23 protein-coding genes are annotated in these 21217 nt (G+C 72.2%); 13 read left to right on the top strand and 10 right to left on the bottom strand.

The annotated features are described in order from the left end of the window. Nucleotides 1-141 precede the first annotated feature (141 nt). Nucleotides 142-1425 (top strand): serine--tRNA ligase, encoded by a 1284-nt coding sequence (gene serS / locus ABZ573_RS06575; protein WP_132237168.1) that lies wholly within the window; start codon nt 142-144, stop codon nt 1423-1425. 22 nt (nt 1426-1447) lie between these two features. Here the strand turns inward: serS and ABZ573_RS06570 are convergent, their stop codons facing one another. The 3 genes from ABZ573_RS06570 to ABZ573_RS06560 form a co-directional block, all read right to left on the bottom strand. Continuing rightward, the gene (locus ABZ573_RS06570; protein WP_358116308.1) at nt 1448-2914 is read right to left on the bottom strand and encodes an NADH-ubiquinone oxidoreductase-F iron-sulfur binding region domain-containing protein; all 1467 of its coding nucleotides are present in this window, start codon (nt 2912-2914) and stop codon (nt 1448-1450) included. Continuing rightward, nucleotides 2911-4509, bottom strand: a complete 1599-nt coding sequence (locus ABZ573_RS06565) for a ferric reductase-like transmembrane domain-containing protein (protein ID WP_225852433.1) — start codon at nt 4507-4509, stop codon at nt 2911-2913. Before ABZ573_RS06565 ends, ABZ573_RS06570 begins: the two co-directional genes overlap by 4 nt. 124 nt (nt 4510-4633) lie before the next feature. Next, nucleotides 4634-5059: an NUDIX hydrolase gene (locus tag ABZ573_RS06560; protein WP_151456763.1), complete on the bottom strand. Its 426-nt coding sequence runs from the start codon at nt 5057-5059 to the stop codon at nt 4634-4636. 172 nt (nt 5060-5231) lie between these two features. On the opposite strand from ABZ573_RS06560, the gene ABZ573_RS06555 reads away from it, so the two are divergent. From ABZ573_RS06555 to ABZ573_RS06525, 7 genes are all read left to right on the top strand, one after another. Continuing rightward, nucleotides 5232-5723: a YfbM family protein gene (locus tag ABZ573_RS06555; protein WP_225852436.1), complete on the top strand. Its 492-nt coding sequence runs from the start codon at nt 5232-5234 to the stop codon at nt 5721-5723. Nucleotides 5724-5845: 122 nt separating this feature from the next. Next, the gene (locus tag ABZ573_RS06550; RefSeq protein ID WP_151456765.1) at nt 5846-6346 is read left to right on the top strand and encodes a YcxB family protein; all 501 of its coding nucleotides are present in this window, start codon (nt 5846-5848) and stop codon (nt 6344-6346) included. A gap of 82 nt (nt 6347-6428) precedes the next feature. After that, the gene (locus ABZ573_RS06545; protein ID WP_151456766.1) at nt 6429-7115 is read left to right on the top strand and encodes a hypothetical protein; all 687 of its coding nucleotides are present in this window, start codon (nt 6429-6431) and stop codon (nt 7113-7115) included. Nucleotides 7116-7312: 197 nt separating this feature from the next. After that, complete coding sequence (locus ABZ573_RS06540) at nt 7313-8761, top strand: alpha-amylase family protein (RefSeq protein WP_151456767.1); 1449 nt, start codon at nt 7313-7315, stop codon at nt 8759-8761. Nucleotides 8762-8844: 83 nt separating this feature from the next. Further along, nucleotides 8845-9753 carry a L,D-transpeptidase gene (locus ABZ573_RS06535; RefSeq protein WP_225852434.1) on the top strand — a complete coding sequence of 303 codons (909 nt, stop codon included), beginning with the start codon at nt 8845-8847 and terminating at the stop codon, nt 9751-9753. A 110-nt stretch (nt 9754-9863) separates the two neighbouring features. Continuing rightward, a complete protein-coding gene (locus ABZ573_RS06530) occupies nt 9864-10073 on the top strand; it encodes a type II toxin-antitoxin system VapB family antitoxin (protein ID WP_151456768.1) in 210 nt (69 codons plus the stop codon). Then, on the top strand, nt 10070-10489 hold the full coding sequence (locus tag ABZ573_RS06525; RefSeq protein ID WP_151456769.1) for a PIN domain nuclease: 420 nt from the start codon (nt 10070-10072) through the stop codon (nt 10487-10489). Before ABZ573_RS06530 ends, ABZ573_RS06525 begins: the two co-directional genes overlap by 4 nt. 29 nt (nt 10490-10518) lie before the next feature. On the opposite strand, the gene ABZ573_RS06520 is transcribed toward ABZ573_RS06525, so the two are convergent. The 3 genes from ABZ573_RS06520 to ABZ573_RS06510 all read right to left on the bottom strand — a co-directional run bounded on the left by ABZ573_RS06520 (nt 10519) and on the right by ABZ573_RS06510 (nt 13440). Then, a complete protein-coding gene (locus ABZ573_RS06520) occupies nt 10519-12630 on the bottom strand; it encodes a prolyl oligopeptidase family serine peptidase (protein ID WP_358116300.1) in 2112 nt (703 codons plus the stop codon). Between the two features lie 121 nt (nt 12631-12751). Then, a complete protein-coding gene (locus tag ABZ573_RS06515; RefSeq protein WP_358116297.1) occupies nt 12752-13162 on the bottom strand; it encodes a PIN domain-containing protein in 411 nt (136 codons plus the stop codon). Next, a complete protein-coding gene (locus ABZ573_RS06510) occupies nt 13159-13440 on the bottom strand; it encodes a hypothetical protein (protein WP_151453714.1) in 282 nt (93 codons plus the stop codon). Before ABZ573_RS06510 ends, ABZ573_RS06515 begins: the two co-directional genes overlap by 4 nt. 31 nt (nt 13441-13471) lie before the next feature. Here ABZ573_RS06510 and ABZ573_RS06505 point away from each other — a divergent pair, with 31 nt between their 5' ends. Then, nucleotides 13472-13897, top strand: coding sequence for a GYD domain-containing protein (locus tag ABZ573_RS06505; RefSeq protein WP_358116294.1), 426 nt, complete (start codon nt 13472-13474; stop codon nt 13895-13897). A gap of 132 nt (nt 13898-14029) precedes the next feature. Here the strand turns inward: ABZ573_RS06505 and ABZ573_RS06500 are convergent, their stop codons facing one another. Both ABZ573_RS06500 and ABZ573_RS06495 read right to left on the bottom strand, forming a co-directional pair. After that, complete coding sequence (locus ABZ573_RS06500) at nt 14030-14668, bottom strand: N-acetylmuramoyl-L-alanine amidase (RefSeq protein WP_305069285.1); 639 nt, start codon at nt 14666-14668, stop codon at nt 14030-14032. Nucleotides 14669-14814: 146 nt separating this feature from the next. Further along, nucleotides 14815-15942, bottom strand: a complete 1128-nt coding sequence (locus ABZ573_RS06495) for a DUF3103 family protein (RefSeq protein ID WP_358116291.1) — start codon at nt 15940-15942, stop codon at nt 14815-14817. A gap of 948 nt (nt 15943-16890) precedes the next feature. Here ABZ573_RS06495 and ABZ573_RS06490 point away from each other — a divergent pair. The 3 genes from ABZ573_RS06490 (at nt 16891) to ABZ573_RS06480 (ending at nt 19075) form a co-directional block, all read left to right on the top strand. Further along, nucleotides 16891-17211, top strand: a complete 321-nt coding sequence (locus ABZ573_RS06490) for a MerR family transcriptional regulator (RefSeq protein ID WP_132237156.1) — start codon at nt 16891-16893, stop codon at nt 17209-17211. A 305-nt stretch (nt 17212-17516) separates the two neighbouring features. Beyond that, on the top strand, nt 17517-17720 hold the full coding sequence (locus ABZ573_RS06485) for a cold-shock protein (RefSeq protein WP_151453711.1): 204 nt from the start codon (nt 17517-17519) through the stop codon (nt 17718-17720). 206 nt (nt 17721-17926) lie between these two features. Continuing rightward, entirely contained in the window at nt 17927-19075 is a 1149-nt protein-coding gene (locus tag ABZ573_RS06480; protein ID WP_151453710.1) for a site-2 protease family protein, read from the top strand. Here ABZ573_RS06480 and ABZ573_RS06475 read toward each other — a convergent pair. Together ABZ573_RS06475 and ABZ573_RS06470 are read right to left on the bottom strand one after the other, a co-directional pair. Further along, nucleotides 19072-20331, bottom strand: coding sequence for an FAD-binding protein (locus tag ABZ573_RS06475; RefSeq protein ID WP_327029263.1), 1260 nt, complete (start codon nt 20329-20331; stop codon nt 19072-19074). The two genes, ABZ573_RS06480 and ABZ573_RS06475, sit on opposite strands and share 4 nt — an antisense overlap. Then, nucleotides 20328-20882: a hypothetical protein gene (locus ABZ573_RS06470; RefSeq protein WP_151453709.1), complete on the bottom strand. Its 555-nt coding sequence runs from the start codon at nt 20880-20882 to the stop codon at nt 20328-20330. Before ABZ573_RS06470 ends, ABZ573_RS06475 begins: the two co-directional genes overlap by 4 nt. 74 nt (nt 20883-20956) lie before the next feature. On the opposite strand from ABZ573_RS06470, the gene ABZ573_RS06465 reads away from it, so the two are divergent. Next, nucleotides 20957-21160, top strand: a complete 204-nt coding sequence (locus tag ABZ573_RS06465) for a hypothetical protein (protein ID WP_225852064.1) — start codon at nt 20957-20959, stop codon at nt 21158-21160. The last annotated feature ends 57 nt before the right edge of the window (nt 21161-21217 follow it).

Below are 21217 nucleotides of genomic sequence, written 5' to 3'. Positions count from 1 at the left end.
CCGGCCGTGGGCCGAGTGCCCGGCGTCGCGGGGGCGCGACGCCGGCCGGGCGGGGTCGTCGAGACCGGGCCGGGCGCGACCGGGCCGCGACGGTAGCATCGGTGGGTCCACCCGACGTCCGGACGGAGCGTACGGAGCAGCATGCTCGACATGGAGTTGATCCGGAAGGATCGCGAGGCGGTGGCGACCGCGCTGGCGAAGCGACTGGATCCCGCCGAGGTCAACCGCGCCCTGGACGAGATCCAGCGGCTCGACCAGGAACGCCGCGCCCTGATCAGTGGCATCGACGGCGAGCGGCAGCGCCGCAAGGCCGAGGCGCGCGCCTACGCGGCGGCGAAGCGCGCCGGCACCGAGCCGGAGGTCTCCACGCCGGAGGCGGGGCGCAAGCAGCTCGCCGAGCTGGAGTCCGAGCTGGACGAGGTGCAGGCGCGGCTGCGCACCGCGATGAGCGAGCTGCCCAACCTGCCGGCCGACGACGTGCTGCCGGGCGGCAAGGAGGCCAACCGGGTCGTCCGGGCCTTCGGCGAGCCGCCGGCGATCGAGAAGGTCCGCGACCACATCGAGCTGAGCCGGATGCTGGGCCTGGTCGACCACGAGCGCGGGGTCAAGCTCGGCGGCTCGGGCTTCTGGATGTACACGGGCATGGGCGCCCGGCTGGAGTGGGCGCTGCTCAACTTCTTCGTCGACGAGCACATCAGCGCCGGCTACGAGTTCCTGCTCCCGCCGCACCTGCTGCTGGACACCGCAGGCTTCGCCGCCGGGCAGTTCCCGAAGTTCTACGACGACGTCTACCACCTGGACCGGGAGTCCGCCCCGCGCGGGCAGTTCCTGCTGCCCACCTCGGAGACGGCGATCCTCGGGGCGTACCAGGACGAGATCCTGGAGACGGCGAAGCTGCCGCTGAAGGCGTTCGCGTACACCCCCTGCTACCGCCGCGAGGCGGCCGGGTCGCACTCCGACGAGCGGGGCACCGTCCGGGGCCACCAGTTCAACAAGGTGGAGATCTTCCAGTTCTGCCTGCCGGAGCAGGCCGACGCCGCGCTGGAGGAGATGCTCCTGCACGCGGAGAGCCTGGTCGAGAAGCTGGGCCTGCACTACCAGCGCACCCTGCTGTCGGCGGGCGACGCCAGCGCGTCGATGAAGAAGACCCTCGACATCGAGGTGTGGATGCCGAGCACCGGCAAGTACAAGGAGGTGTCGTCGGTCTCCTGGGCCGGCGACTACCAGGCGCGCCGGGCGGCCATCCGCTACCGCGAGCCGGGCGGCAAGCAGACCCGCTTCGTGCACACCCTCAACGGGTCGGCGCTGGCCACCAGCCGGCTCTTCCCGGCCATCCTGGAGCAGTTCCAGCAGCCCGACGGCTCGGTGCTGGTCCCCGAGGTCCTCCAGGCCCGCCTGGGTACCGACCGCCTCACCCCCCGCTGACCCGCCGGCCTCCCCCGCCCCCTCAGGGGGCGGGGGTGAGTCGCAGCGCGAGTTCGGGGCAGACCTTGACCGCCTTGCGCGCGCCCTCGCGCAGCCAGGTCGGCACGGGGGTGGGCGGAAAGGCGGGGTAGCCGTTCCCGTCGAGCCGGATGAAGTCCGGCACCACGTGCGCGCACAGCCCGTGCCCGTCGCAGCGGGACCAGTCGAGCGTGAGCCGCTGCGGGTTCGGGTCGGGGGCGCCCGGCAGGCCCATCACCGCCCGGACCCGCCGGCCACACCCCTCGCCGGTGGTGTGCAGCCGCAGGTCCTCGGCGAACACCTCCATCGCGGAGAGCGCGAACCGGGCCGTACCGTCGGGGTGGCTGCACGCCCCGCGGCCCTTCACGTCGCCGGCGGCGGCGCGGACCACCTCCACCGGGGCGCTGCCGGAGACCGCCAGGTCGACGGCGCGGGCCAGGTCGGGCAGGCCCATCCGGCACGGGCCGCACTGCCCCGCGGACTCGCCGGCCAGGTAGCGCACCACCTGGGCGGCCTCGCCGAGCGGGCAGGTGTCCGCGCCGAGCGGGACGAGGATGCCCGCGCCGAGGGTGCCGCCCACTGCGGCCAGCCCCTTGCGGGAGATCTCCGCCCGGTCGGCCGCCTCCCGGGTGATCCACCTGCCGTGGTAGCCGCCCGTCAGGATGCCCGGCCCGTCCGGCGCCTCGCACAGGTCGAGGATCTCGCGCAGCGCGGTGCCGGCCGCGCACTCCACCACCGCCGGGCGTCCCGCCGCGCCGGTGACGGTGAGCAGCACGGTGCCCGGCTCGTCGTCGGTGCCGAGCGCCGCGTACTCGTACGGGCCGAGCCGGGCGGCGACCGCGAGCTGGGCGTACGTCTCGGCGTTGGAGAGCAGGGTGGGCAGGCCGCCGACGCCGGAGTCGCTGGAGCGGCGCTTGGTGCCCGGTGGGATGTGCGGCAGGCCGTTGATGCCGTTGACCAGGGCTCCGCCCTCGCCGGAGATGAACCGGTGCGGCACGGTGACGATGCTGGTCGGCGCCGGCATCCGGCGTTCCTCCAGCGCCTCGGTCAGGGAGTCGCGGCCCACCCCGTCGTCGGCCACCCCGACGACGATCTCCTCGGCGTCCAGCGCGTACGCGGCCAGCGCGGCGCCGTCGAGGACCAGGTGCGGGGCCCGGGTGAGCAGCACCTTGTCCTTCCAACTCGCCGGCTCCCCCTCGGTGGCGTTGACCACCACCGCCGCCGGGAGGTCCCGCCGCTCGCAGGACTCCAGCACCGCGCGGAGCTTCCTCGCGAACGGGAAGCCCGCGCCGCCCTTGCCCTTGAGCTGTACGCCCTCGGCGAGCCGGAGCAGGGTGGCCGGTTCCATCGGCCCGACCGGCCCGTGCACCTCCTCGTGGGCGGGCAGGTCGAGCCGGCCGAACTCGGCGAAGCCGGCGGTGAGCCGGGGCTCGCCGACGCAGGCCACCGGGGGCACGGTCGTCCGGATCACTTCGCCTCACCCCGCAGCCCGGCCCAGTACGCCCCGTCGACGGCGTCGGCGTTGACCCGGCGGCGGCGCACGGACCTGCTCTCGCCGGCGGCCCGGCGTGCCCGCCGGGACGCGAGGTCGACCAGGGTCGGCGTGTCGTCGGCCGGCAGCGGGACCTCCTCGGGGACGTACCGGACCGGGGGCCGCCAGTAGTCCGGTTCGAGGTCCCGGTCGTCCTCGACGCTGTGCCGACCGCCGCCGCTGCGCGGCCCCGCGGACACCGGACCCGCGGACACGGGCCCGGCGGAGATCGGGTCGCTCGGCTCCCAGCGGCGCGGGCTGTCCCAGGGTTCCTCGGCCTCCTCCCGGCGGCGGGGCGGCGCGGAGGGGCGCCGCACCCCGTCCCGCTCCGCCCGGTCCCGTCGAGGGGTCTCGCCGGCGCGGCGGCGGCCGGTGGGGACGGGTTCCTCCTCACGCCGGCGGCCGGTCGGCGCGGGCGCCTCCTCGCGGCGGCGGCCGGTGGGCGCGGGCGCTTCCTCACGGCGGCGGCCAGTGGTCGCGGGCGCCTCCTCGCCTCGGCGCCGACCGGCCGGGGCGAGTTCCGCCGCACGTCGGCGCGGGCGTGCCGGGTCGTGGAGCGTGCCGGGCTCGGGCACGGCCGGCACGGTGAACCGCTCCGGGTCGCGGCGCCGCGCGGCGGGGGCGGACCAGGTGCCGGTGACCGTGGTACCGGCGATCGTGGTGCCGGCCCAGGTCCCCGCGCGCCTTTCCGGCTCCGCCGCCCGGTCGGCGCTTCGGGTCCGGCCCCGCAACAGCGACCGGCGCGGGGCGTCCTCGGCCGGCCGCCCGGCCAGGGCCTGGTTCATCGCGGCGGCCTGGTGCTGCTCCCGGCGGCGCCGTCCGAGGCTGACGGAGAGGCGGACCAGCAGCGCCAGCACGACCAGCAGGACGCAGGCGAGGTAGCTCAGCAGCACCCAGGGCTTCGCGGGCCGCCCGGCGTTGAGCCCGTGCACGATGGCGAACGGCCAGGAGAGGTACGCGGCCGAGTGCAGGGTCCGCCAGAGCCACTTCGGACCGACCCCGGCGAAGCGGGCCCGGACGACACCGGTCCAGAGCACGCTCACCATCAGCAGGGCGGCCACCGTGCCGAGGCCGACGTAGAGGCCCCGTCCACCGACGAAGGGGACCACCGCGTCGGTGCTCGCCGCCCGGCCGGTGGCGATCTTCGTGAGCACGTGGAAGACCAGCCCGGCGACGCCGAGGATGCCGGTGGCCCGGTGCGCGGACTGGAGCAGCACCCGGTGCCGGATCAGCAGCACCAGCCGGTCGGTGGCGAGCAGCCCCATCATCACGGTGAGGCTCAACGCCACGAGGGCGACGACCCCGGCGAAGAACTCGGTGAAGAAGAAGCCGTACGCGTACGCGGCCGAGCCGGCGCCGGTCAGCATGGTGGCGGCCCACAGCGCGGCGAGCGCCGAGAGGGTCAGCAGGGCCACCGCGGGCCGGGACCGGGTGCGGGCCCCCCGGCTGGTGCTGGTGGTCCGGACGGTGGGCGGCTTCTGGTTCCGTTGTGCCCGGGCCATCTGCTCCTCGATCGTCTCGCGGCGGCGCACCACCGGCCGGCCCTGTTCCCCATCGAGTACGGACGGGCAGGGCGGGCGGATCACCGGCGCGCGGAAATTCCGCGTACCGGCGCCGAAGCGGGGGCCCGCGTGTGATCTTCAGAGGGTCCGGTCGTGGTCAGGCTCGATGCTCGCCAAGGACCTTGCTGAACAAGGCGAGGTAACTGTCATGAGCCAGGGACAGTTCTCCGAGCGCGTCCCCGGTGAACCACGCGATGGCGTCGTGTTCGTCCGGCGCGGCGTTGACCGGAGACCCCGTCCACGCTTCGATCAGCCAGATCTGCATGTCGAACGTGTCGGCATGAACTTCGTGCACGGGCGGACCCGACGGCGCCGCGATGTCGATGCCCAGCTCCTCTCGAAGCTCCCGGGCAAGTGCCGCGCCGGGCAGTTCCCCGGGATCCACGTGCCCACCGGGCATGTCCCAGACGTCGGGATACCAACGGCGCCGGGGAGACCGGTGGCACAACAGCACCCGGTTGCCGTCCCGCAGCAACGCCGTGACGATGCGGGCCTTGGGAGAGCCTTCCGCGGAGATCGACACAGGCGCATTGTGCCACCCGATCCTGCTGCGACGAGGCAGGCGAGAAGGTCATTGCGAGTGCGGCCCGCTTTCCTTCTCAGCGCTGACGGAGGCTGCGGTACGGTGCCGCCTGAGATCTGTCGGTCAGCGTGACAGCCCGCCGACGACAACGGGAAGGGGCCGGTCCTTGGGCATGGTGTTCATCGGGCGCCGGTTGTCGGTCGAAGAGATGGCTGCGGTGCTCGCCGACCCGACGGCGGTCGACGAACTGATCTACGGCGACCTCGACGACGAGGCCGAAATGCCCGAGCCGGAACTCGATCTGGACAAGTCGTGGCACGGCATCCATTACCTGCTCACCGGCACCGCCTGGAAGATCGGCGAGGGTGCCGGCGCGGCGATTCTCGGCGGCGACGAGATCGGTCAGGATGGCGGCTACGGTCCGGCCCGGTTGCTTGACCCGAACACCGTCCGGGTCATCGCCACCGGGCTCGACGCCATGGACGTGGAGACGCTGCGCGCCCGCTTCGATCCGGACGCCATGGCAGCCGCCGACATCTACCCGGCCATCTGGGCCAACGGCAGTGACGAGTTCGACCACCTCATGTCGCACTTCACCGAAGTGCGCCGCTTCTATCGCGCCGCGGCCGGGAACGGCCAGGCCGTGCTGTTGGCCATCACCTGACGCAGCCGCCCGGCTGTCTCCGGTTGCCAGCGTTCCAGGGACGAGGTGCCTCCTACCGCTGACGGCCAGCCGGTGCGAGTCAGGCGCTGCCGACGGACGGTAGGGGGCACTATCGTTCTGGCGTGCACATCCGTTTCGACGTCCCAGCTGATCCCGCCTACCCGGGCCGCGTGGCCGCTGCGCTCGGCAGTGTCCGGTTGCGCAAGTTCGGCTACATCGGTGCGGTACTGGCGGTGGTCGGGGCGATCGGGTTTGCCGTCTCGCGGGGGTTCTCGTGGGGTGACCGGGTCTCGTCGCTGTGCATGGCGATGGTCCTGGGTGGCCTGCTGTCGATGTTGTACTCGCCGTGGGTGCAGTGGCGGGCCCGTCGGCGCTCCGGTCAATACGCAGTCGAGGGCGCCTACGACATCACCGACGACAACATCATGATGCGCAGCGGCTCGGAGTCCGGCGGTATCGCCTGGGACGGGGTGGCTCGGGTGCGGGACACCCCTGAGTTCTGGATCGTGTACGTCGGCCGGATGCCGGCGACCGTGATTCCACGCCGCTTGATGTCCGCTGAGGACGCGGAGACGTTGCGAGCCTTCATGGCCGATCGCGGGCTGCTCGTCGGCTCCACCTGACGAGTTCTCTGGCGGAGCCGACACCTCTGCTGACGCCTGTCGGTGCCGCTGCTTCCTGGTTGGGCGGGGATGGCAAGCTGCCATGGTGTCTGCGGCGCCGCGCGGCGACTACTCCTGGCTGTTCGACCTGGTGGCGGTCGATCCGGTCGTACGTCACCATGCGCTTGCTCGGCATCAGGCACTGCTCGCCGCGGCGAGTGAAGCGTTGCACCTGTCGAACGGTCTGTGGGCAGCGCACCACCGGTCGAGGTCCGGTCAGGCTCGACTCGCCGCGAGGTTGGACCAGGCGCGCGCCGACTTCCGGTGGCATCAGGCGCAGACGATCCACGGACCTCTCGATGCCTTCCGGGACGCTTCGGACGACGACCGCGCACGGTGGGCGCCGATCGTGGCCCTCTACCTGCGGTGGGAGGCGGAGCATCCCGACGAGTGGGGAGCGCCGGAGTCGTGGATGTGGTCCCGCTGGGGAACGAAGGAGATGCTCCTTCGCCGGCTCGGTCGGGGCGGTCTCCCGGCGGCCATCAGGCCACAGATCGCTGAGCTGATCCTCGCGGCACTGAGGCGACCGTACCGGTGCAAGGACTGGCTGTACGCAAGCCTGGTCCGTCAGCTCCACGACTCGCCGTTCCTCCATGAGGTGGAGACGCTGACGTCCGCCGACGATCCCCTGGTCCGGCTCCGGGCACAGTTCGTCCTCCATGTGGCCGCGCATCCCGAGCAGACTCCCACCCGCACGAGCTGGCGACGCTGGCTCGACGCGGCCACCTGACCGCTCGATCGCAGGCGCCTGTCCGTCGCACGAGGCCGGCAGCGCGAAGACATCCATACATGGCCATGCATTGACAGCGCTTGCAATGCGCTTGTAACCTTTCGGAAATTTTCAAGCCGTACTGCAAGATCCCGGCACCACCGGGGCCTCCCGGCCTCGCCACCGTCCCGTCCCCCATCCCCCGTCAGGAGTCCTCCATGCAGAGACGTCGACGGTTGTCGGCGATCGTCGCCCTCGGCGTGATCGCCGGCCTGATCGTCCCCACCGCCGCGACCACTCCCCCGGCCGGCGCGGCCCCGGCAGGTGGCAAGAAGGTCATCGCCAACCTCTTCGAGTGGAACTGGTCGTCGGTGGCCACCGAGTGCCGCACCAATCTCGGCCCGAAAGGCTACGGCTGGGTGCAGGTCTCGCCGCCCCAGGAACACGTGCGGGGCTCGCAGTGGTGGCTGGCGTACCAGCCGGTCAGCTACCGGATCGAGTCCCGCAAGGGCACCCGCGCGCAGTTCAAGTCCATGGTCGACACCTGCCACGCCGCCGGGGTGAAGGTGGTCGTCGACGCGGTCGTCAACCACATGTCCGGGCAGGACAACGGCGGCACCGGCTGGGCCGGCTCGTCGTACGGGCACTACGACTACCCGGGGATCTACCAGACGCAGGACTTCCACCACTGCGGCCGCAACGGCGGCGACGACATCGCCAACTACAACGACCGGTGGGAGGTGCAGAACTGCGAGCTGGTCAACCTCGCCGACCTGAAGACCGAGTCGGACTACGTCCGGACGAAGATCGCCGGCTACCTCAACGACCTGCTCTCGCTGGGCGTCGACGGCTTCCGGATGGACGCCAGCAAGCACATGCCGGCCGCCGACATCGCCGCCATCAGGGGCAAGCTGTCCCGCTCGGCGTACATCGTGCAGGAGGTGATCCACGGCGCCGGCGAGCCCATCCAGCCGGGTGAGTACACCGGCAACGGCGACGTGCACGAGTTCCGCTACGGCAAGGACCTGGCCCGGGTCTTCCGCTCCGAGAAGCTGGCCTACCTGCGCAACTTCGGCGAGGGCTGGGGGCACCTGCCCAGCGGGTCGGCGGCCGTCTTCGTGGACAACCACGACACCCAGCGCGACGTCGGCGGGGTGCTGACCTACCGCGACCGCGGCATCTACGCGCTGGCCAACGCGTTCATGCTCGCCTGGCCGTACGGCTCCCCGACGGTGATGTCGAGCTACACGTTCAGCCAGCGCGACCAGGGCCCGCCCTCGGACAGCTCGGGACGGACCCTGAACGCCACCTGCTACTCCGGCTGGGAGTGCGAGCACCGCTGGCCGGTCATCGCCAACATGGTCGGCTTCCGCAACGCCACCGAGGGCGCCGGCGTCGTCAACTGGTACGACAACGGCAACAACCACATCGCCTTCGGCCGGTCCGGCAAGGGCTTCGTCACGATCAACGACGAGGACTCCGCGGTCAACGGCCGGTCGTACCAGAGCGGGCTGCCGGCCGGTCGCTACTGCGACGTCGTCCACGGCACCTTCAGCAACGGCACGTGCAGCGGGCCGGTGATCACCGTGGACGGCGGCGGCTGGTTCGCCGCGAACGTGCCCGCCCACGACGCGATCGCCATCCACGTGGGCGCGCGGCTGAGCTGAGGCTCCACCCCTGCGGACCCCGTCCCGGCCGGCATTCCGGCCGGGACGGGGTTTCGCCGCTGTTCACCCGTTACAGTTAGTTTGTGCGTTTTGACCGAATGAACCGGCGACACGTCCGAGCGCTGGCCGCCGCCGTCGGCGTACCCCTGCTCCTGCTGGTCGGCGGGGCCACCGGCTGGGTGCTGACCCCCGGAGCCGAGCCCACCGCGCCGCCGGTCGTCGTCGGGCCGCCCGCGCCGACCGGCGCGGCCCCGACCAGCGCCGCGCCGGAGCGGGTGCCCGTCGCCGCGCCCGCGCCGGACGACCTGCCGGTGGTCGACTACGGCCCGGCGCCCACCGGCTTCCCGGCCGACCCGGACACGATGGACACCACGCCGCTGACCGAGGGCCTGCACCCGACCCGCCGCATCGCCGCCTACACCGCCCCCGGCGGCCGGCCGCTGGCGTTCCTCGACCCCACCATCAGCGGCGTCGAGCTGACCATGCCGATCGCCCAGCGGCGGGCCGGCTGGACGGCGGTGCTGCTCCCGTCGGCCAACCGCACGCTCGCCTGGCTGCCGCCCGGCGGCCACACCACCGTGGCGCTGACCGACCAGATCGTGATCGAACGCAAGCACCACCGCCTCACCTGGTACCGCGCCGGCCGGGCCGTGCGCAGCTGGGAGGTCAGCCTCGGCCAGCGCGGCCAGGAGACCCCGCTGGGCCGGACCTTCATCCTGGGCCGCACCCCGCCGCCGCAGAGCGTGTACGGGGGCGTCGACATCTACGCCCTCGGCTCGGTGCCCGACGACCCCGACTCGGTGCCGGCCGGCCTGCGCGGGGCGCACATCGGCATCCACAGCTGGTACCACGACGGCGAGCTGGGCCGGAACACCACCAACGGCTGCATCCGGCTGACGAAGAGCGGGCAGCGGGAACTGCTGGCGAAGGTCCGCCCCGGCACCGAGGTCGTGGTGGTCGACGAGCTACCCGCCCCGCCCCCGACGGCCTGAACGCCGGCGCCGCTCGCGCACGTCGGCTCCCGGTGGCACGCCCAGCGAGGTGATAGCAAGGCACCGTCAGATTGATATCATCGGCGGTACCGCCTACCGAGGAGTCAACCGTGAGCCGGACGATTCTCGACGTCGATGACGAGCTGCTCGCCGAGGCCGGCAAGATCCTCGGCACCACGACCAAGAAGGCCACCGTCAACGCAGCCCTCAAGGCGATCGTCGACCGCGAGAAGCGGCGACAGTTCGCCGACTGGCTCAAGAGCGGAGGGCTGCCCGATCTCACCGGCCCCGTCGAGGCGACCAAGCCGGACGCGGCGTGAATCACGAGCACTACCTGCTGGACAAGTCAGCGCTCGCCCGCTGGCCCAAGCCACGCGTGGCCCCGGTACTCGAAGAGCTCTCCGAGCGGGGGCTACTCGCGGTATGCGGGGCGGTGGAGATCGAGGTCATCCACAGTGCTCGCACCGCCAAGGACGCACAGCGTGCCCGGTGGCTGCTGAGCGGCTTCCGATGGCTGTTCACGCCCGACGACGTCTGGGACCGAGCGATCGACATCCAGGTGCAGGCGCTGCACAAGGGCAACCACCGTGCACTCTCGATGGCGGATCTGCTCATCGCGGCCACCGCCGAGCGACACGGAGTCACCGTCCTCCACTACGACGGCGACTTCGACATGATCACCTCAATCACCGGACAGCCCACGACCTGGGTCGTTCCGGCCGGCACCGCCGACTGACATCCCAGTAGCCGCCACCCACTCTGTGATCATCGGAGCCGGTCGGATGCCCGGTCGGTGGACTCGCCGTCGACCGGCACAAGCTGGCGCGGCAAGGGCTGGTGTGGCCGTCCGGCCAGCTTCCGCCACAGGAACTCCAGCGTCAGCGCCCAGACGAACGCGCGCTGCGCGTTGTTGGCCGCCGCGCCGTGCCCGCCCTCGACGTTCTCGTAGTAGGCCACGTCGTGGCCGTGCTCGCGCAGCCGGGCCGCCATCTTGCGGGCGTGCCCGGGATGCACCCGGTCGTCGCGGGTCGAGGTGACGAGCAGGACCGGCGGGTACGCCCGGTCGCCGTCGACGTTGTGGTACGGCGAGTAGCCGCGCAGGAACTCCCAGTCGGCCGCCACGTCCGGGTCGCCGTACTCGGCCATCCACGAGGCGCCGGCCAGCATCCGGTGGTAGCGCCGCATGTCCAGCAGCGGCACGTGCGCGACGACCGCCCCGAAGAGCGACGGGTGGCGGGTGAGCATCACCCCCGTCAGGAGGCCGCCGTTGCTGCCGCCCTCGACCCCGAGCCGCTGCGGCGTGGTGACACCCCGGCTCACCAGGTCCGCCGCCACCGCCGCGAAGTCCTCGTACGCGCGGGGCCGGTCCTCCCGCAGCGCGGCGCGGTGCCACCCGGGGCCGTACTCCCCGCCGCCCCGGATGTTCGCCACCACGTAGGTGCCGCCCCGGGCCAGCCACCCCCGGCCGATCACCCCGCTGTAGTGCGGGGTCAGGGGGATCTCGAACCCGCCGTAGCCGGTGAGCAGCGTCGGACCGGCGGGCGCGTCCGCGTCCCCGACCACGAAGTACGGCACCCGCGTGCCGTCGGCCGAGGTGGCGAAGAACTGGCGTACCGCCAGGCCGTCCGCGTCGAAGGACGCCGGTGCCCGCTTGAGCGTCTCGACCGCGCCGCCGACCTGCCCGAGACGCAGCGTCGCCGGCTGGAGGAACCCCTCCGAGGCGAGCAGGTAGGCGTCGTCGTTGTCCGGGTCGGTGTCCACGACCTCGCTGTGGTCGAACTCCGGCACCCCGGGCAGCGCCTCCCGCCGCCAACCCTCCCCGTCGGGCGTCAGCACCTCCAGCCGGCTCTTCACGTCGACGAGGGTGGCCAGCATCAGCCGGTTACGGGTCCAGGACCAGCCGCTGAGCGCCGTACGGTCGTCGGGGCGGAAGAGCACCGTCATCTCCCGCTCCCCGGCGAGGAACGCGTCGAACCGGGTAGCCAGCAGGGCGCCCGCGGGGTGGGTCACCCCGCCGACCGCCCACGGCGAGCGCGGCCGGACGAGCAGCCACTCCCGGTGCACGTCCCACCCGGCGTCCTCCGGCACGGCCACGGGGATCCGCTCCCCCGTCGCGGTCAGCAGGTGCTGCTCCGAGCGGAAGAAGTCCAGCCGGCGGCCCACGAAGTCGCGCTCGAAGCCGGGCGTCGGGTCGTGCGAGGCCCAGACGGCGACGTCGTCGGCGTGCCCCTCGTGGACGGTCTCGGCCTCGGCCAGCGGCGTGCCCCGCCGCCACCGCTTGACCACCCGGGGATAGCCGGAGGAGGTCAGCGAGCCCGGCCCGAAGTCGGTGGCGACGTAGATCTGGTCGGCGTCGATCCAGCCCACGTCGCTCTTCGCCTCGGGCAGCGTGAAGCCGTCCTCGACGAAGACGCGGCGGTCGAGGTCGAACTCCCGCACCACGACCGCGTCGCCCCCGCCCCGGGAGAGGCTCAACAGGGCGCGCCCGTAGCCGGGCCGCAGCACTGTCGCCCCGCCCCAGACCCAGTTCTCGCCCTCCTCGGCGGCCAGCGCGTCCAGGTCGAGCAGCACGTCCCACTCCGGCTCCGGCCGGCGGTACTGCTCGAGCGTCGTCCGTCGCCAGACCCCGCGCGGGCGCGCCGCGTCGGTCCAGAAGTTGTAGTAGAGGTGGTCGCCGCGCCACCCGGGGTAGGGGATGCGGTCGTCCGCGTCGAGCACCTGGCGGAGCTCGGCGCGCAGGGCCTCGAATGCCTCTCCGCCGGTCAGGGCGGCCACGGTCTCCGCGTTGCGGTCCCGCACCCACCGCGCGGCGTCCGCGCCATCAAGATCTTCCAGCCAGAGGTACGCGTCGTCGCTCTCCACGGTCAACCCAGCCACCTCGCCACTATCCCCGACGGGGCGGACAGACTCGGACCCGGCCGGCTGTCGGCATGGCGACGAGAAGCGGCGGCAGTTCGCCGACTGGCTCAAGAGCGGAGGACCACCCGACCTGTGCGCGTCAGTCCCAGGTCTCGCCGATGTCGAAGACGTCCAAGCCGGGTGGCGCCGCCGCTTCGATGGCCTTCCGGTCCCGGGTCACCAGATAACACCGGTAGAGGATCGCCGTGGCGATCGCGTGCGCGACGTCCAGTGACACGGTGAACGCGGCCGCGATGCGGGCCACCCGCCGACTCGTCGCAGCGTCGTAGACCGCCACCTGGATGTCGCGGTCCTCCGTGAACAGCAGATCAAGCATGGCGGCGGCGGACGTGCCCGCGAGTTCGAGTTGCGCCTGCCCGAGACAGAGCGCCGGAATCCACACCTGCTGGTCGGGATCCTCCTCGGCCAGGGTCAGCATGGCACCGGGCTCGACGCTCGTGCCCGACGCGTACGCCAGCAGGGCGGAGGTGTCGAGGACGAGACCGTTCACGCGGCGGCGGTCCCCTCGTTGTCGAACTGGCTGAGCCACTCGACGTTGCGGGCGTGCTGCTCGTCGCTGACGGGCGCGAGGGCCGCCAGGCGGTCGCGGGTCTGCTCGACGTCCTCGTCGGTGACCACGTAGCCGAGCTGCGCCCACTTCGCACGAAGACTGTCGGCACGCATCTTCCGCCGAAGGATCCCGGCGATGAAACCGGACGTGGTGCCCTGCGTGCGCTCGACGTACGCGGCCACGTCGTCGGGCAGGCTGATCGTGATGCGGCGAGTCATACTCCGACCATACCCGCTGCATACTGACGGAATGCCATCAGCCCGTCACGCCACACCGGTCGCGCTCGAGTCCACCACCGGCGGCGACCGGCTGGTCACTTTCGGCCATTATGCCCAGAAATTGCCTTACGATGAGATCTCTTCGTGGAGGTGGAGGGCCATGCCGACGTATGTCGCGTTGCTGAACTGGACCGATCAGGGGATCCAAGGCTTCAAGGACACCGCGAAGCGCGCCGAGGCCTTCGCCGCAGCGACACAGAAGCTCGGGGCGAATCTCCTGAACATCTGGTGGACCGCCGGTCCGTACGACCTCGTGGCCATCGTCGAGGCGCCGGACGACGAAACCGCCTCCGCGGCGCTCCTGCGGCTCGGCGGGGCGGGCAACGTCCGTACCACGACCATGCGGGCCTTCGGTCAGGAGGAGATCAGTCGCATCGTCGCCAAAGCCGCTGGCTGACTCCGTCACGGCCAGACATGGGGTGGCTGCCGACCTGAACGAGCAGCCACCCCCGTACGTACGGCCAGGACCACGGACGGGCGTCCTCGCCGGACCCGCCGCGGCGGGCAGGCGATTCAGCGACGCAGCACCCTAGAGGCCGAGGTAGGCGGCGATGCCGTTGGCGTGCCCTCGGGCGGTGGCGGTGATGAAGGCGGCGCGCTTGAGCAGGTTCGCGTCGGCCACGGTGTCGATGAACAGGTTCTCGGTCAGGACGGCGGGCATGGCGGTCTCGCGCAGCACATGGAAGTTGGCGGTCTTCAGGCCGCGGTCGGTGACCGAGCCGACGGTGCGCATGCCCGACAGGACCCGGGAGTGCACCGGACTGTGCAGGGCGCTGGAGGTGCCCGGGTACCGGTAGCTCTCGAAACCCGTACCGCCGCCGGAGTTGATGTGGATGCTGACGAAGATCGTGGCGCCCCACGCGTTGGCGTCGCTCGTACGGTACGTGAGACTGCGGGTGATGTCCGAGGTGCGGGACATCCGTACGTCGACGCTGTAATTGGCCTTGAGGATGTCGCGGGTCTGAAGCGCGATGCTCAGGGTCAGGGCCTTCTCGGTCAGGCCGTTGCCGACGGCGCCGGGGTCGGTGCCGCCATGCCCGGGGTCGAGGTAGACCTTCGGGACCGCCGCGTGCGCGACGCCGGTCGCCGCCCACGGAGCCACGACGAAACCAGCGGCGGCAGCCAGCAGGGTGCGGCGGCGCGCTGAGGAGTTACTGATCACGAGCACCTCTCCACGGAAAGTAGGGGGTGCCGGGAGGCCGTCGTGGGCCGCCTGTACCCGTACGGGCTGGCACGGCGTCACTGTAATGCATGGAAATACGTAGATGGAAAGACCCGCTGCTCGAAGACGTCCAACGGGGTCGAGCGGGCCGGTCAGAACTGCGCGACCCAGTACGGGGTGACGTCCATCCAGCCGTTGGCGCCCGCGCCGTGCTTCCGGCCGCTGCTGGCGGTGCTCAGGGTGTACCAGGCGTCCACGAAGTCCGGGTCGTCGGTGTACCAGGAGGTGGGGATGGCGTCAAGGATCGCGTTGACCACCGGGGTGTACACGCCACCGTCCACGATCACCAGCAGGGCGCCCGCGATGGCCTTGACCAGGGCCGCGTAGTTGGTGTCCCCGTCGTCCTCCATCATCACCACGTCGGCCAGGTTGTACTTGTACGACGAGAAGTGCACCAGCAGCTGGTTCGGGTAGTAGGTGGTGCCGTCGTGATCCAGGTACGGCATCTGCACGAGGTCGACCTTCACCTTGCCGTCCAACCCGAACCCGGCCACGAGGTTGTAGATCTCGGCGTCGCCCTTGATCCAGGGCTCCTCGTCGTCGCTCAGCCGGACGGCGTCGACCTTGGTGGCCCAGTAACCGGCCGACGCGGTCACCCCGGAGGCGCGGGTCGCGGGACGCGCCGGAGCCGCCCGGCCGATGCCCCTCTCGCCCAGCTCCTGGCGCATCATCGCCAGCCCCGCGGTGAGCGCCCGCTCGGTGTCCACGTCCACCACGAGCACCGGCTGCCGCGGCACCCGCGTGGCATCCAGCACCACCGTGCCGCCGGAGCGGTCGTAGGCGGTCACGCTCGTCGCCGAGTCGTCGGGCGGGGTGGCGGCCACCAGCGGCGCTTCGCCGCGGGTCAGCGCCGCGCGCATGTCCGGGTGAGCCAGCCGCAGCCGCAGCAGCGAGCCGGTGCCGCCCGGCAGGCCCTTGGCGACCAGCAGCCGCTGGTTGGCGGCGCGGAGGTCACCGGCGAGCCGGGCGTCGACGCCAGCGGCGAGCAGGTCGACCGGGCCGTTCACGGCGGAGCCGCCCAACCGGGTCAGCTCGGACCGACCGGTGAGGGCCACCTGACGGGCCACGCCGTCGGTGATGGCGAACACCGGGCTGGCGACCGCCGGGGCCGGTGCGGGGTGGTCGGGCCGGGCGTACGCCGGGGTGCCGACCGCTGCGACCAGGGTGGTCGTCGCGATGCCGAGTGACAGGACGGCGCGGCGGAAGGTACGTCGGTTCACATGGACTCCTCTGCGTCTCCCGGCCATCGGCTCGTGGCGGCGACCGGGAAATTGACGACGATGACTACATAGGTATACGTCCACGGGGAAGCCGTCAACGTCGCCGTAAGCGGTTGATTACGTACCGCAGCTCAGACAGCCACGAACCGGACCGGCCCGCCGAGCACTGTGGCGGCCCGGCCCAGACCCGCCAGGCGAGCGGCGAGTGTGGCCGATGCCAGACGCCCCCAGCAGGACCTCGCGTACCGCGCGGGTCACCTTGAAGCGCTGGCTGACCTGCGCGTCGCCGGGCGCACATCGCCACGGGCCGGCGGCACGGTGGGGAAACCCGCGATCAGCGGCCGAGAAAATCTGGTCTCCCGAGACTAGACATTCTTGGTGGGGCTGGGTAATGTTGCCTCCGTTGACGACAGAGATCGGTTAAAGACGCTGACGAGAGCAGGAGCGTCGAAGCAGGGCCCGGAACTTCTCGCGGCTCGCTCGGCAACTGCGGTGAAACCACATCACCGCACGCAACACGGCAAGTGCAGGACAAGACCTTGACGTAACTCCAGGTCAGGGCAGACCGCAGGCAGGGCCGATGCAAGGTTCGGGGCTCCGCCTGATGCAGCAAGGATCCGCCGCACATGTGCGGGGCCATGAAGTCGCGTGGGGCTCCGGCATCGGCGGATAGCAACCGTAGGCAATGCAAGAAGAGGAAAGGGAGGGCTGGACGCCGTTGGATCGCCCGCCGTCAGGACGTAGTGCAAGTTCTGAGGCGGACGCCGTAGTCCCATCGAACGTGAGGTGGTCTCCGGTCACGCTTATGCGATCCTCGCACCGCCTGCTGATAGCGGCACGGTGCGGAAACGAGAACCCGACGAACCTGTCGGTAGATGGTGTATTCAACCCGTAACCCTGGGCCCCGGCGCAACACGCGCCGGGGCCCTCGTTCACGAAGAGGAATGCATGGCCCAACCCGACGACATGCTCAACGACGACGACTACCCCGCCTACACCATGGGCCGCGCCGCCGAGATCGTGGGCGCCTCGCAGGATTTCCTGCGCCGCCTCGACGAGGCGAAGCTGATCATCCCGTTCCGCTCCGCCGGCGGACATCGCCGCTACTCCCGCTACCAGCTGCGCCTGGCCGCACGGGCCCGGGAGATGGTCGACCAGGGCACCGCCCTCGAAGCCGCCTGCCGGATCATCATTCTCGAAGACCAGCTGGAAGAAGCCCTCCAGCACAACCGCGACCACCAGTGCCGCCAGCAGGCCGGCGCTACCTGACCCCGCGCCGCACGGTCCTTCTCCACCACGAGAAGGACCGTCTGCCGCACCCCGAAGAACCTGCGGATGTCGCGCCGCCAGGACAGGGACACACGCAGGGAGACGAAGGGCTGTTACCCGCCTGTGCTACGGTCTCCTTGTTGCAGTTTTGATTTCCGTAGACGTTTCCGGCGCCTGATGGGGTTATCTGAAACCTCATCCAGGCGCTCTTTTCGTTTGTCGTGTCGGTTCGGCGCGGGCGATCAACGCGGCGGCGTAAGAGTCCGCACACCGTGCGGTCTCCAACAGCCTGCGAAGGAGCAGACATGGCTACAGGTACCGTGAAGTGGTTCAACGCCGACAAGGGCTTCGGCTTCATCGCCCAGGACGGCGGCGGCCCCGACGTCTTCGCCCACTTCTCCGCGATCGCATCGAGCGGCTTCCGCAGCCTCGATGAGAACCAGCGGGTGGAGTTCGACATCACCCAGGGCCAGAAGGGCCCGCAGGCGGAGAACATCCGCCCGCTCTGATCTCCATTCTGCGAACGGCGGCCCGACTGGTTCAGCGGGTCGCCGTCCGTCATTTCCGCTGGCGGTGGGCCTGAGCGCCGACCACGCCGGGTCCCGGCGCGGCTACCGGCCAGAACCTCGTCATCGACGGTCCGCCCGTCGCGGCATCGGCCAGCATGCCCCGCCGAACTGGCATGGGCGCGACGATCGCGGGTAGTACCCGAAACATGAGGGCGAGTTTCCGGCTCGGCCGGATCGCGGGCGTGCCGGTCGGGGTCAACTGGAGCGTCCTGGTCATCTTCGCGCTGATCGCCTGGGGGCTGTCGGCCAACCAGTTCCCCCGGGCCTACCCGGACCGGCCCGTCGCCGCGTACGTCCTGGCGGGGCTCGCGGCGGCGGTGGTCTTCTTCCTCGGCCTGCTCGCCCACGAGGTGTCGCACGCGATCGTCGCCAAGCGCAACGGGCTGGAGGTCGGCGGGATCACCCTCTGGCTCTTCGGCGGGGTGGCCGAGCTGCGCGGCGAGGCGCGCGACCCGGGCGCGGAGCTGCGCATCGCCGGCGTCGGCCCGCTGGTGAGCCTGCTGATCGGGCTCTTCTTCGGCGCGATCGCGGTGGTGCTCGCCGTGGCCGGGGTGGAGGGGCTACTGCTGGGCTCGCTGGCCTGGCTGGCCGGCATCAACGTGCTGCTGGCGGTCTTCAACGCGCTGCCGGCCGCCCCGCTCGACGGCGGGCGGCTGCTGCGCGCCGCCGTGTGGAAGGCGACCGGCGACCGGACGAAGGCGTCGGTCGTCGCCGCCCGGGCCGGCTGGGTGCTCGGCGCGGTGCTGATCGGGCTGGGACTGTGGCAGTTCCTGGCCGGCGTCGGCTTCGGCGGGCTGTGGCTTGCCCTGATCGGTTGGTTCCTGATCGGCGCCGCCGGCATGGAGGAGCGGCAGGCCCGGATGGGCAGCGCGCTTCAGGGCATCCGGGTGGCCGACGTGATGACGCCGCAGCCGCAGACCGCGTCGGGACAGATGACGGTGGGCGACTTCGTCGACCACTACCTCTTCGCGTACCGGCACACGGCGCTGCCGCTGACCGAGGACGACCGGCCCGTCGGCCTGGTCACCCTCGACCGGGTGCGCGGCATCCCGGCGGACCGTCGGGCCGGCACCACGCTGGCCGAGGTGGCCTGCCGCGCCGACGAGCTGGTGCTCGCCCGGCCGGACGAGCCGCTGAACGAGCTGCTCCCCCGGCTCAGCGAGTGCGCCGACGGCCGTGCGCTGGTGGTGGCCGACGGCCGCCTCGTCGGGATCGTCTCGCCGAGCGACATCAGCCGGGCGGTGCAGCGCGGCAGCCTCCGCGATCAGATGCAGGGCAGCCGGCCCGGTCGCTAGTCGCGGGGAAGGTAGTGGTCGAGCAGGTCGGTGCGGAACGTGCCGGCCGGGTCGAGCCGGCGCGCCAGGTCGAGGAAGTCGGCGTACCGGGGCAGGGCCGCGGCGACCGCCGCCGGGGCGAGGCCGAAGACCTTCCCCCAGTGCGGGCGCGGCGCGAACGGCGCGAGCCGCTCCTCCACCGCCGCCACCACCGGCAGCACCGCCGCCGCGTCGGCGGTCCAGGTGAAGTGGATGGCCAGGCTGTCCCGCCCGTGGTTCGGGCTGAGCCACAGCCCGTCGGCGGCCACCGTCCGCAGCTCGCAGACCTGGAGCACCGGCGCGATCAGGTGCGCCACCGGATCGAGCGCGGCCAGCGCCGCCGACGCCGAGCCGCGCGGCACGTGGTACTCCGACTGCAACTCCGCCCCGCTGCTGGGCGTGAACTCCAGCCGGAAGTGCGGCAGCCGTTCGTGCCACGGGCCCGGCTCGCCGAGTTGCGGGGTGCAGTTCCGCGCGGGCATGCCCGGCACCGGGTGCCGCGGCGCGTCGGCCGCCGTCGTGCCGAGCCAGTCCGCCGGGAGCGGGGCCGCGTCCGCGCGCTGCTTGACCCACACCTCCCGCAGCCGCGGCGACCGCCAGTCGGTGAAGACGCTGACGCTGTACGCCGAGGCGAACGCCGCGTCCAGCGCCGCGCGGGACAGGCCGAGGCGGACGTGCTGGCGGATCTCGAAGGTCGGCACCACGTCCAGGGTGACCCGGGTGACGACGCCCAGCGCGCCCAGCGACACGACCATCCCGGCGAAGGTGTCCCCGTCGGCCGCCCGGTCCACGGTCAGCAGGTCGCCGCCGGCGGTGACCAGTTCCAGCCCGGCGACCGCGCTGGCCAGGTTGCCGATCGTCTCCCCCGAGCCGTGGGTGCCGGTGGCGACCGCCCCGGCGACCGAGATGTGCGGCAGCGAGGCGAGGTTGGCCAGGGCGTACCCGCGCGCGTGCAGCCAGGACGCGAGGTCTCCGTACCGCATGGCGGCCGGCACGGTGACGGCCCGGCGGTCCGGGTCGAGCACGACGGTCGCGGGCAGCCCGGCCAGCGAGACCAGGTCGCCGGTGGTGTCGCCGAGGCGGTTGAACGAGTGCCCCGTGCCCACCACCCGGAGCCGGTCGCTGCCCGCCACCAGCCGGCGCAGCTCGTCGAGCGAGGAGGGGCGGTGGTGGCGGCGGGCGGCGTAGCGGACGTTGCCCGCCCAGTTGTGCCGCGGCCCGGCCCCGGCGGTGGTCACGGGGTGCGGTGGCGGTCGGCGGCAGGAGCCCCGCCGAGCGCGTCGACGAAACGGTCCCCGGCGTGCCGGGTCAGCGCCGCCGCCACCTCGGCGGGCCTCTCCCGGACCCGCGCCAGGTCCAGCAGTTCCACCGCGGCCCGGCCGTCGACCGGGTGGTGCGCGTCGGCCGGCAGGTCGGCCAGCGCGCCCGGCGCGGGGACCAGCAGCAGTCGCGGCGTCGACGGCAGCCCCTGCCGGGCGGGCGGCCGGGCCAGCGCCAGCGCCGCGACCTCCGCCCACGCGATCGTGCGGCGCAGCCCGGGGCGGCGGACGCTCAGGCCGTCGGCGCCGATGACGAACCGGAACGGGCGCAGCAGGCCGACCAGCACGCCCCCGCCCAGCAGCACGGCGCCGACGGCGACCAGCCGGCGCAGCAGCACGTGCTCCCCCGGCAGCGCCAGCAGCACCCCGCCCCCGATCACGCAGGCCAGGGGCAGCACCAACGCCCCCCGGTTGCGGTGCAGTTCCATGTCGTACCCCCGTTCGACACCGTGGTCGTCGGGACGCATCATCCGACGAGCAGGGCGGGACGGAAACCGGTCGATCGGGCACGGTTACGGCGCCCTCGTCGGGGAACCCTACGCCGATGAGCAGCTACCGCGATCCCGCCCCGCGGGGCGACGTGTTCCCCTCCGAGGAGGAGATCGACCCGACCGGCATCGGAGCGGTGTCGCCGGCCGGGGCGTACCCGGCGGGCACCACGCCCCGCCCCAAGCCGGCGCCGCCGCCGACGCCCCCGCCGCACCCGGTGCCCCATCCGGGGCCGGCGCCCCGGGTGGGCCGCGCCTGACGGCCGGCACGACGGGGCCGCCGCCCCGCGCGCGACTTGCCGCCGTCGCCGGCGCAG

The sequence above is a fragment of the Micromonospora sp. NPDC007220 genome, from assembly GCF_040634035.1.
Classification (GTDB): Bacteria; Actinomycetota; Actinomycetes; order Mycobacteriales; family Micromonosporaceae; genus Micromonospora; species Micromonospora reichwaldensis.
The sequence above is the reverse complement of the archived record's forward strand: the minus strand, read 5'-3'. Positions and strand labels throughout refer to the sequence as shown.